This is a genomic window from Brevundimonas sp., from assembly GCF_030656255.1.
Classification (GTDB): domain Bacteria; phylum Pseudomonadota; class Alphaproteobacteria; order Caulobacterales; family Caulobacteraceae; genus Brevundimonas.
The window spans coordinates 23,157-32,951 of the sequence record NZ_JAUSOE010000082.1 but is presented as its reverse complement, the minus strand read 5'-3'; the positions used below and the strand labels follow the sequence as shown (position 1 = coordinate 32,951).

The window sequence follows — 9,795 nt, the reverse complement described above, 5'->3', positions numbered from 1 at the left end:
CGCCGCCGCCGCCGCCGCCGCCGCCAACCCAGGCCAGGTTGGGCGCTGCAGACGCCTGACCGGCCGCACCGGCCGCCCCGCCCAGCGCCTGTCGAAGGGCCCAGCCGCCTGTGCCGCCCGGGCCGCCAGACCGCGCCGCATTGGCTGTGCTCAACCCGCCGCCGCCTCCTCCCCCGCCAGGGCCGTCGGGACAGGCGGTCTCGCCGCCGACGAAGGCCGTCGCCGTAATCGAACCGCCGCCACCGGCGTTTCCCGTCCGCAGGCCCTGCCCTCCTGCGCCCCCCGCGCCTGCCGAAGCCGTTCCGCCGAGGCCGCCCGCCCCGCCTCCAGCCCGCAGCAGCAGGGTTCCGCCCAGGCTCACCGCGCTCTGCCCGCCCGCGCCGCCCAAGGCGCCCGCGCCTGAACCGGCCGTCCCCGCCCCACCGCCGGCTCCGACCTCGACAACCAGGGTTGCGTTCAAGTCGGCGGCCGCCCAACAGGCCTCGCTCAGTCCGCCCGCGCCGCCGCCCCCGCCGCCGAAGCGCGCGGTTCCCGACGACCCCGCCATGCCCGATCCGCCGCCTCCGCCGCCGCCGACGCAGACCGCCTCGATCCACCGCGCCCAGGATGGCGGTTCATAGGCGCCGTCGCCGGTGAAGACCGTCGTCTCTCGCCGCGTCGCGCCCCGGTCGAACGTGATCCGCCCCGTCGTGCGATCCACCCCGAAGGCCCGGAGCCAGGTCGACCCGTCCGGACTCACCTTCAGGCTCAGGTTCTCGTCACCGACCAGGCCTAGCTCCGCCCGGCCGCCGTAGCCGCTCTGGAACAGCAGCGACAGGACATCCCCCGCCGCCTCCTTGTTCATGGTCAGGCGCAGATCGCCGTCGCCGCCCTCGGCCGCGCCGCGGGCGGTGAACAGGGCGGTGTTGGTCTTGACCGCCAGCGGGTTGGCGGCGTCGGCCGTCGTGCCGAGACCCAGCCGCGACAGCCCCTGCAGTTCGCCCAACCACTGCCCCAACGGGTTCCAGCCGTCTTCGCCCCGCACCACTACGACGGCCGTATCCAGCACCAGGGCGATCAACCCCACCGGCGCGGCCACGACGCTCCAGCCGCCGCCCTCGAACCGCATCAGGGCGCCGGCGGGCCGGCCGCCCCACGCCGCTCCTGCGGCGCCTTGCGGCAGGATGTAGAGATCGCCGTCGAACGGCGTGGCCGGCTGGGTCGTCAGGGTCCGGCTGACCACCGCCGTCTGCAACAGGGCGTCCAGCCGCGTCAGGGCGGCATTCAGGGTCACATGCTTCTGCATCTGACCCGCTGCGAGATAAGGCAGGGCTAGACGCGCGGTGAAATCGTCGCTCATCAGGATCTCCGTTGTTGTCGGAGATCAGTCTGCAGGCGCCGCCAGATCAGGCGGGCTGAACGGCGAATTCGTCATCCAACCCACGGTATGAGTTGAAGAAAATAGTCAGAATTAGGTGATCAGGGCGCCGCTGACGCCCGTAATTCAGTCGTGCAGATAGACGATGCGGCGCAGCTTCTTGTCGTTTCGCACCGTCTCCAAATGACGTTCGTGGTCGCCGCTGGCCCTGGCGTTGGCTTCGGAATCCTCGACCCAGTGGCTGGTCTCGATATCCTTCTGCAGCGCCCTGGCCGCCAACAACTGACCCGGAAAGAAGGTATCGACCACGTCGCCGGCGATCGGCACCGTGCCCGTCGCCGTGTCTACCGCCATATAGGCCGCCATCCGCGCCAGGGTCGCCGGCGAAGCCTTGGCCCGCACCGCCTGCATCACCAGCCAGGCCCCGGTTCCGACCGTATAGACCGTACCCACCACCGGCACCCAGGTCAGCAGTCCGTCCATGCCGATGCCGAACGGTCCTATGCCGATGACCCTGTCCGACAGCTTCTTGATCCCCTCGACATTGGACCAGATCTTCTCGATATCCGTGATGGACCGTCTGGTCATGTCGCGCCTCTCCAAGCGTGGCCCTAACGCGGTATAGCCGACACCGTTCACCAAGAAAGGCAATAAGCCATGTCCCTGCTGAAGCCGGCCAGCAATGCGGCGGCCAGCCTCGTTCTGATCGGCCTGTCGGGCTTCGGCGTGGCCAGTCTCAGCGGGATCGGCCATCGATGGGTGGACATCCTGGCCCAGTTCACCGCCCCCGTCCTGCTGGCTGCGACGGCGCTGACCCTGGCCTGCCTGGTTCTGCGCCTTTGGCCGGCCTTTGTCGTAGGCGTGCTGGCCGGCCTTGTGTTGCTGGCCGCCGTCTGGCCCCAGTGGATGACGCCCCTTGGCCGCCCGCAGCCCGGCCAACCGATAATCCGCCTGTACTCAGCCAACCTCTGGGTGGACAACACCGACGTCGCCGCGATCCGCCGATCCATCGTCGACGCCGACGCCGACATCGTCGTTCTGGTCGAGGTCGGAGATGCGCCGGCGGACCAGATCGACCAGGTTCTGGCCGGCTATCCCCATCGGGCGGTCATGGGCCGCATCGAAGACCCCAGCGGTCGCGCCCTGTCCATCGTGGCCTCTCGCTATCCGATCCAGGGCAAGCTGCCGTCGTTTCGCGACGACCTAGCGGCCATAGGCGCCGTCGTCGAGACCCCGATTGGGGCCGTCAATGTCTTCGGCGTCCACCTGACCCGCCCCTGGCCGTATCAGTATCAATGGGGCCAGATAAACCAGGTCATGGCCCTGACCGCACGACGGGAAAAGGCGGCGCCTCATCCGACCATCGTCGCCGGCGATTTCAACAGCGTGTCCAGCGCCCGGATCGGCCGTCAGATCCAGTCCGACATGAACCTGTTGCCCGCGCCCGGCTTCCCCGGCACCTGGCCGAGCCGCCTGCCCGCCTTCGCCGGCATCACCATCGATCAGGTCTATCGTTCGCCGGACCTGGACCTGCTCAGCCGCCGCATCGGCGAACCGACCGGGTCGGACCACTATCCGGTCGTCACCGAATTCACGCGGGCGACGCCATAGCGGCCTTCAGCCGCGCCTCGTGACCGTCCGACGGAAAATCGTCGGCGATCCAGCCCGCCTCAAAGGCGTTCAAAACGCGGCCCGTTTCAGGTCCCGGCTTCAGACCCAGTCGCGCCAGATCCCGCCCCCCGACCGGCATTTTCGGCGGCGTCCACCCGGCCGCCAGCCGTCGCAAGGCCGCGCCGTCGCCGCCCGCCGCCTCGGCCCGCGCCAACCGGTCCTCAAAGGCGCCGCGTCCCAGCCGATAGATGGCCGCCCGCGCCTCGGCCTCGGTCATGTCGGGCGCCACGACCGGCCCCTCCGCGACGGCCGCCGCCAGCCGGTCCCGCATCCCGTTCGACAGCCGCAAGCGTCCCGCAATCCGCACCGCAGCCTCAGCATCCGCAGGCAACAGGGCCGACAGACGCAGCACGGAATCGCCCGTCAGTCCGCACAACGCCTCGAACAGATTCAGCGGCTGCGCCTCGGGCAAGACCTGGCTCAGAACGCCCGTCGCGGCCATCGCCCGCACCGTGGGTCGCGGATCGCGCGCCGCCAACAGTTTCAGCAATTCCTTGGACACCCGTTCGGCCGACAGTTGCGCCATCCCGGCCTTCAGCGCCGCACAGGCCGCCAGCCCGGTCGCATCGGGCTCGCCCCGCCCGTACCAGGCCTGGAAGCGGAAGAAGCGCAGGATGCGCAGATAGTCTTCTCGGATCCGCGTCTCGGCCTCGCCGACAAAGACGATCCGGCCCTCGGCCGCGTCCGCCAGGCCGCCGCCGGTCGGGTCGAACACGGTTCCCGCCGCATCGGCGTATAGGGCGTTTAGGCGGAAGTCCCGCCGCGCCGCATCCTCGGCCCAGTCCTCGGTGAAGGCCACGACCGCGCGCCGCCCGTCGGTCTCCACGTCCCGGCGCAGGGTGGTGATCTCATAGGGCTTGCGCTCGGACACCCCAGTGACCGTGCCATGCTCCAACCCCGTGGGCACGGCCTTCAGCCCCGCGGCCTGCAAGGCCGCCATGGTCTCTTCGGGCCTCAGCCGGGTGGCGATGTCGATGTCGTCCACCGGCTGGCCCAGCAGACTGTTCCGCACGCAGCCGCCCACGAACCGGGCGCAGTCGGGGCCGCCGGCCGCCTGCAAGGCCGCCATGACCGCCTGGGTGGCCTTGGCCTCAAGCCACGGCTGGCCCTGCATGGACACGGTCATGCCGCATCCTCCTCGGCCGCGAGTTCGGGCGCCGGCTCGTCGCCATACAGCCGGACATGCAGCGCCTTCAGGATGCCGGCCGTGACGCCCCAGATATAGCGTTCGCCCCACGGCATGGCCCAGAACCAGCGCCGCAGTCCCTCGTCCATGTCGTAGAAGTCCTGCCGGTGATTGGCCGCATCCATCAGGAAGTCCCAAGGCGTCTCGAACACCTCGGCCACTTCGGCCGGCGCCGGGGTCGTCACCGGCGCCTCGTGCAGCCAGCCGATCACCGGCGTGACCAGAAACCCGGTGCCCGTCTCATAGGCGTCCGACAGGCCCAGCACCTCGACCTTCGCCGGGTTCAGCGCCACCTCCTCATCCGCCTCGCGCAACGCGGCCTGGACGGCGTTCTCGCCGGGGTCCAGGCGGCCGCCGGGAAAGGCGATCTGGCCCGTATGGCGCACCAGTGTGTCGGCCCGCCGGGTCAGCAACACCGTCGCCCCCTCGGGCCGCGCCACCACCGGGATCAGCACCGCCGCCGGCCGCAACTCCCGCGTCGGCCGCGCCGCCTTGGGATTCAGGTCGAAGTCGGACCGCGCCGCCAGTCCTTCAGGACGCCAGGCCTCGACCGGGTCCAGCCGCTGGACCAGACGGCTCCTCAGGGTCGCCAGGGTCACGCCACAGCCCCCAGGGAAAAGGCTCGCCCGCCCGACCGCACGACCAACTGGCCGTCGACTTCCTCGGCCATCTCGACCAATTCATAGAAAACCGAGCGCGCAATCCGCGCCCACAGGTCGCGCCGCACATGGACGCGCGGCGCCGGCTCTCCCGTCTCCGGGTCGGTCTCCACCACAATCGCGTCGGCCTCGCCCGCCCGCACCTCGTCGCCGACGTCGGTGGTGAAGACCAGGTCGTCGCCGTCCCGCCGCACCGCCACGGCCCGGAACGGCAGGTCCTCGACCGCGATCTTCAACTTCTCGACCGGCGTGACCAGATGATAGCCGTCCGGATCCTTGCGCAGCACAGTCGAGAACAGCCGCACCAGCGCCTCGCGGCCGATGGGCGATCCCTCGTGCATCCAGACGCCGTCGCGTTGAATGACGATGTCGATCTCGCCGCAATGTTCGGGGTTCCACAGATGCACCGGCGGCAGGCCCCGCCCGGGCGCCTGTTTCGCCGCCTCGGCGATCGCATTCAGTCCGGGCTTCTGGTCATCCATGTGCGTCATATCGGATCATGACTTAGGCCCCGCCAAGGCCGCGCGAAAGATCAGCCGATGCGAACAGGCCCGGATACGGTCTCGACGCCCGTCGCCAGCCACAGCACCCGACGACGATCCACCGGCCCCGGCATCTCGGCTTCGGGCGCGCCGACGAAACCGAACCGTTCGAAATAGGCCCGGTCGCCGACCAGAAGCACCCCGCCGACCGCCAGGGTCCGCGCTTGGTCTAAACAGGCCTGCACTAGTTCCGCGCCCAGGCCGTCGCTGCGACTGGCGGCGTCCACGGCGATGGGCCCCAGGAACAGACCCGGCGTCTCACCGATCAGAACCGGCCACAGCCGCACCGAACCGATGATCCGTTCGTCCCGCCGTGCGACAAATCCGGCCGCCGGCTGCGAACCCTCGCGCAGTCGCTCCGCCGTCTTGGCGAAACGGCCCGGCCCGAAGGCGGCCAGAACCAGGGCCTCCACGCCGTCGGCGTCGGCCGGGATCTCGGCGTCGATACGGCTGGCGACAGCGGCCGTCTGGGCAAGGGCGTGCGACATGGGCGCTCCAGAAAGAGGCGCGCGCACCTAGAACCAAAGCTGCGCCAAATCAAGGCGCAGTCTTGTGACGCTCGCGTCAGCCCAGCTTGGAAAAGTCCGGCGCCCGCTTCTGGGTGAAGGCCATAAAGGCCTCCATCGCCTCGGGGCTCTTCATCTGCGAACCGAAGGCCTCGCCCTCGCGCTGCATCAGGGTCCACAGGCCCTCGGCGTCGCGCATCAGCCGTTTGGTCTTTCGGAGGGAGTTGGGCGCGCGGGCCGCGACACGGGCCGCCAGGTCCGCCGCCGTCGCCTCGACCTGATCGGCCGGAACCGCCCGGTTCGCCAGCCCCCAGGCCACGGCCGTCTTGCCGTCCAAGGGCTCGCCCAGGGCGAACATCTCGAACGCCCGCTGATGACCGATAACCGCCGGCAACAACAGGCTGGACGCTGCTTCCGGAGCCAGGGCCAGGTTGACGAAGGGCACGGACAGCAGGGCGTCCTCGGCCACCACCACCAGGTCGCAATGCAGCAGCATGGTCAGGCCGATACCGACCGCCCGTCCCTTCACCGCCGCCACCAACGGCTTGTCGAGGTCGGCCAGCGCCTTCAGGAACCGGAACACCGACATGTCGAACGGCTGTTCGGTCTGGGAGCCGATGGCGATGAAGTCGCCGATGTCGTTGCCGGCCGAGAAGCTGTCGCCCTCGGCGCGCAGCAGCAGCACCCGCACGGCGTCGTCGGTCCGCGCCTGTTCGACGGCTTCGGACAGGGCCGAATACATAGCCTGGGTGATGGCGTTCTTCTTGTCGGCCCGGTCCAGCGTCAGGGTCAGGACACCGTCGGCCAGCTGGGTGCGGATATGTTCGCTCACGTCGTTTCCTCGTCCCGTTTGACGGCTGTCCACCAGTCGACGCCGTTCTCGTCTCGCGTCCGCTGGGCGCGGCCGCGCTTTTCCAGATAGTTCAGGTGCGCCTGGGCCTCGCCCGTGGCCATGCCCAATACGCCGTCTCCGACCGCCCGACCGAACACGGCCGGGAAGCCGTCGATCACCCTAGACGGTTGACGCAACGTCCGCTCAAGCCGTTTCAGCGCGACCTCATGACCGCGCTTCAGGGCGTCGAGACGAGCGTGGACGCCGTAGAAGGGTTCGCCGTGCGCCGGCAAAATGAAACCCGACTCCGGCAGCAGCCCCCGCAGCTTCGCCAGCGAGTCCATCCAGTCGCCCAATGGATCGGCCTGCGGCTCGGTCGGCCAGACCGAGACGTTCGAAGAAATCCGCGGCAGGATCTGGTCTCCGGCGATGAAGACATCATCCGACCGCCGCCACAGGCAGACGTGCTCCGGGCTATGGCCGGAGCCGACCACCACAGTCCAGTCGTCGCCGTCGATCTGGACCACCTCCTCGTCCGCCAACCGCAGATAGCTGCGCGGCATCGGCGACACGCCCTTGGCGAAGCCGCCATAGTCGTTCCTCCAACGGTCGATCTGGGCCTCGCTCCATCCGGCGGCGCGGTAGTAGCGTTCGCCGTCTTCTGGCGCGTCATTGGCCTCCTCGGCCATCAACATGCGGGCGGTGACATATTCCAGACGCGACATCAGCAGCGGCGCGCCGCTGCGGTCGCACAGCCAGCCCGCCAGGCCGATGTGGTCGGGGTGCATATGGGTGCAGATCAGCCGGCGGATCGGGAGGCCTTCCAATGGTCCAGCCAGCGCCGCTTCCCAAGCGTCCACCGCATCCGGAGTCCGCAGGCCCGTATCAATGACCGTCCAACCGTCGCCGTCGCGCAGGACATAGACGTTCACATGGTTCAGCTGGAACGGCAGCGCGAAGCGCAACCATAAAACCCCGCGCGCGACCTCGACCGCCGCGCCGGGCGCGGGCGCATCGGGCATGGGATAGGTCAGGCCCCGCGCCTCCATCCCCTGGTTCAGGGCCGCCGCATCGTCCGCCAAGTGCGTCTCCAATCGAAACGATCAAACCTTAGTCAGGTCTTGCCTATGCCGTCCACAGCCGCCTTGACCCCGCCCGATTAGACCGCCACGAAGCCTTCAGCCGTCCCCAACCGAAGGTGTTCCATGAAAGCCCGCATCGCCGCCGCCCTCGCGGCGCTCCTGTTCAGCGCCGTCTCGGTCGCTCCCGCCTTCGCGCAAGAGCAGCGCGGCCCCGAAAACCAGCCGGCCACCGTTGAAGGCTCCTCGCGCGCCTCGGCCTCTCGTCAACGCCGCGAACGCGCGCCCGCCGCCCCGACGGCAGAGCAGATCCAGGCCGCCGCCCAGGAACAGGCCACACTCGCCAACACCGGTTGCCAGGTGACGGAAGCCAAACTGCTGGGCACGACGGCCGAAAAGACCTCGGTCTATGAAGTCGCCTGCGCCGCCGGGCCGGGCTTTATGATCGAGTCCAAGACCCCGCCGGAAGCGTCCAACTGCGTCCTTCTGGCCTATTCGGCGGCCACTCTGCGCGCCCGCGATCCCGCCGCCGATCCCGGTCCGCAATGCACGATCGCAGCCAACACCGACACGCAGAAATTCCTGCGTGAATACGCCGTCCAGGCCGGCGTCGCCTGCACGGTCGACGAGGTCAAGGTGCTGGGCAAGTCCAGCGACGGCGGCATCATGTATGAAGCCGGCTGCTCCGACGGCGCCGGCTTCTGGCTCAAGCAACTGAACAATACCTGGACCAAGACCCCCTGCATCCAGGTGCTGGCGGAAAACGGAACCTGCGACTTCACCACCTCGGCCGAGAACGCCGCCTTGGTGAAATCCTACTTCGCGGGTTCGGACGCCGCCTCGTGCGATGTGACCGAAGCCCGCCTGATGGGCCGCAACGCCAACGGCGTCTTCTATGAAGCCAAATGCGCCGCCGGCGACGGCGTCATCGCCCGCCTGAACACCGAAAACGTCGTGCAGCAGGTCTATCCCTGCGCCACCGCCCAGCAGATCGGCGGCGGCTGCAAGCTGACCACCGCGCCGGCCGCCGCTCCGGCGCCGGCCGGCGGCCGTCCGTAAGCGACCACCGCAGACCAAACGAAGGGCCGCCGGAGCGATCCGGCGGCCCTTTTGTTTTGCGCGGCCTCTTTTCCGAAACCGTGACGCGCCCTACCGTCGCCGTCATGCGCATCGCCACCTGGAACGTGAACTCGGTCAACGCCCGCCTGCCCACCGTGCTGGCCTGGCTGGAGCAGGCCGCCCCCGACGTCGCCTGTTTCCAGGAGATCAAATGCGTGGACGAGAAATTTCCGCGAGAGGCCTTCGAGAGCCTGGGCTATAACGTCGAGACCCACGGCCAGAAGAGCTACAACGGCGTGGCCATGCTGTCGAAATACCCGCTGTCGGACATTCGGCGCGGCCTGCCGGGTGACGAGACCGACGAACAGGCGCGCTATCTGGAAGCGGTGATCGAGGCGCCACGGCCGATCCGGGTGGCGTCCATCTATCTGCCGAACGGCAATCCGATCGGCACCGAGAAGTTCGACTACAAGTTGGCCTGGTTCGAGCGGCTGAACCGCCACGCCCGCGACCTGCTGGCCTTCGAGGAGCCGCTGGCCCTGTGCGGCGATTACAACGTCATCCCGGAGGCCGAGGACGCCAAGAACCCCGCCGCCTGGACCGACGACGCCCTGTTCCAGCCCCAGAGCCGTCAGGCGTTTCGCGCCCTGAAGAATCTGGGCCTGGCCGACGCGCACGAGGTCGGGGGCGAGCCGGCCGGGACCTACAGCTTCTGGGACTATCAGGCGGGCGCCTGGCAGAGGGATCACGGCATCCGCATCGACTTCGCCCTGCTGTCGCCCCAGGCGGCGGACCGGTTGCGGGGGATCGAGACCCATCGCGACGCGCGCGACATGGACAAGCCCAGCGACCATGTGCCGGTCGTGGTCGATATCGACCTGTCGGCTGGAACGGAGGTCTGAGC

The 9,795-nt window shown here is 69.0% G+C and carries 10 protein-coding genes and 1 pseudogene; 3 read left to right on the top strand and 8 right to left on the bottom strand.

The window, feature by feature from the left end; genetic code table 11:
- Positions 1–1,063: 1,063 nt before the first annotated feature.
- Positions 1,064–1,285 (bottom strand): annotated as a pseudogene (locus tag Q7J26_RS17110) (DUF2793 domain-containing protein); the annotation flags it as partial.
- 198 nt (positions 1,286–1,483) lie between these two features.
- The gene (locus Q7J26_RS08975) at positions 1,484–1,945 is read right to left on the bottom strand and encodes a DUF4112 domain-containing protein (protein ID WP_304936115.1); all 462 of its coding nucleotides are present in this window, start codon (positions 1,943–1,945) and stop codon (positions 1,484–1,486) included.
- Positions 1,946–2,014: 69 nt separating this feature from the next.
- Between Q7J26_RS08975 and Q7J26_RS08970 the strand changes: the two genes are divergently transcribed.
- Entirely contained in the window at positions 2,015–2,968 is a 954-nt protein-coding gene (locus Q7J26_RS08970) for an endonuclease/exonuclease/phosphatase family protein (RefSeq protein WP_304936114.1), read from the top strand.
- Here the strand turns inward: Q7J26_RS08970 and Q7J26_RS08965 are convergent.
- From Q7J26_RS08965 to Q7J26_RS08940, 6 genes are all read right to left on the bottom strand, one after another.
- The gene (locus Q7J26_RS08965; RefSeq protein WP_304936113.1) at positions 2,949–4,154 is read right to left on the bottom strand and encodes a CCA tRNA nucleotidyltransferase; all 1,206 of its coding nucleotides are present in this window, start codon (positions 4,152–4,154) and stop codon (positions 2,949–2,951) included. The genes Q7J26_RS08970 and Q7J26_RS08965 overlap by 20 nt on opposite strands.
- Positions 4,151–4,813, bottom strand: coding sequence for a CoA pyrophosphatase (locus tag Q7J26_RS08960; RefSeq protein ID WP_304936112.1), 663 nt, complete (start codon positions 4,811–4,813; stop codon positions 4,151–4,153). The genes Q7J26_RS08965 and Q7J26_RS08960 overlap by 4 nt, the downstream gene beginning before the upstream one ends.
- Entirely contained in the window at positions 4,810–5,355 is a 546-nt protein-coding gene (locus Q7J26_RS08955; protein WP_304936119.1) for a DUF1285 domain-containing protein, read from the bottom strand. The genes Q7J26_RS08960 and Q7J26_RS08955 overlap by 4 nt, the downstream gene beginning before the upstream one ends.
- 50 nt (positions 5,356–5,405) lie before the next feature.
- Positions 5,406–5,903 (bottom strand): GNAT family N-acetyltransferase, encoded by a 498-nt coding sequence (locus tag Q7J26_RS08950; protein ID WP_304936111.1) that lies wholly within the window; start codon positions 5,901–5,903, stop codon positions 5,406–5,408.
- Positions 5,904–5,979: 76 nt separating this feature from the next.
- The gene (locus tag Q7J26_RS08945) at positions 5,980–6,753 is read right to left on the bottom strand and encodes an enoyl-CoA hydratase (protein ID WP_304936110.1); all 774 of its coding nucleotides are present in this window, start codon (positions 6,751–6,753) and stop codon (positions 5,980–5,982) included.
- The gene (locus tag Q7J26_RS08940; protein WP_304936109.1) at positions 6,750–7,835 is read right to left on the bottom strand and encodes an MBL fold metallo-hydrolase; all 1,086 of its coding nucleotides are present in this window, start codon (positions 7,833–7,835) and stop codon (positions 6,750–6,752) included. Before Q7J26_RS08940 ends, Q7J26_RS08945 begins: the two co-directional genes overlap by 4 nt.
- 123 nt (positions 7,836–7,958) lie before the next feature.
- Between Q7J26_RS08940 and Q7J26_RS08935 the strand changes: the two genes are divergently transcribed.
- The gene (locus Q7J26_RS08935; protein WP_304936108.1) at positions 7,959–8,891 is read left to right on the top strand and encodes a hypothetical protein; all 933 of its coding nucleotides are present in this window, start codon (positions 7,959–7,961) and stop codon (positions 8,889–8,891) included.
- Between the two features lie 104 nt (positions 8,892–8,995).
- Positions 8,996–9,793, top strand: coding sequence for an exodeoxyribonuclease III (gene xth / locus Q7J26_RS08930; protein WP_304936118.1), 798 nt, complete (start codon positions 8,996–8,998; stop codon positions 9,791–9,793).
- The last annotated feature ends 2 nt before the right edge of the window (positions 9,794–9,795 follow it).

Bases quoted from the DNA above. Each gene is read 5' to 3' on its own strand.
- Q7J26_RS08975 (WP_304936115.1), bottom strand. From the start codon at position 1,945: ATGACCAGACGGTCCATCACGGATATCGAGAAGATCTGGTCCAATGTC.
- Q7J26_RS08970 (WP_304936114.1), top strand. From the start codon at position 2,015: ATGTCCCTGCTGAAGCCGGCCAGCAATGCGGCGGCCAGCCTCGTTCTG.
- Q7J26_RS08965 (WP_304936113.1), bottom strand. From the start codon at position 4,154: ATGACCGTGTCCATGCAGGGCCAGCCGTGGCTTGAGGCCAAGGCCACC.
- Q7J26_RS08955 (WP_304936119.1), bottom strand. From the start codon at position 5,355: ATGGATGACCAGAAGCCCGGACTGAATGCGATCGCCGAGGCGGCGAAA.
- Q7J26_RS08950 (WP_304936111.1), bottom strand. From the start codon at position 5,903: ATGTCGCACGCCCTTGCCCAGACGGCCGCTGTCGCCAGCCGTATCGAC.
- Q7J26_RS08935 (WP_304936108.1), top strand. From the start codon at position 7,959: ATGAAAGCCCGCATCGCCGCCGCCCTCGCGGCGCTCCTGTTCAGCGCC.
- xth (WP_304936118.1), top strand. From the start codon at position 8,996: ATGCGCATCGCCACCTGGAACGTGAACTCGGTCAACGCCCGCCTGCCC.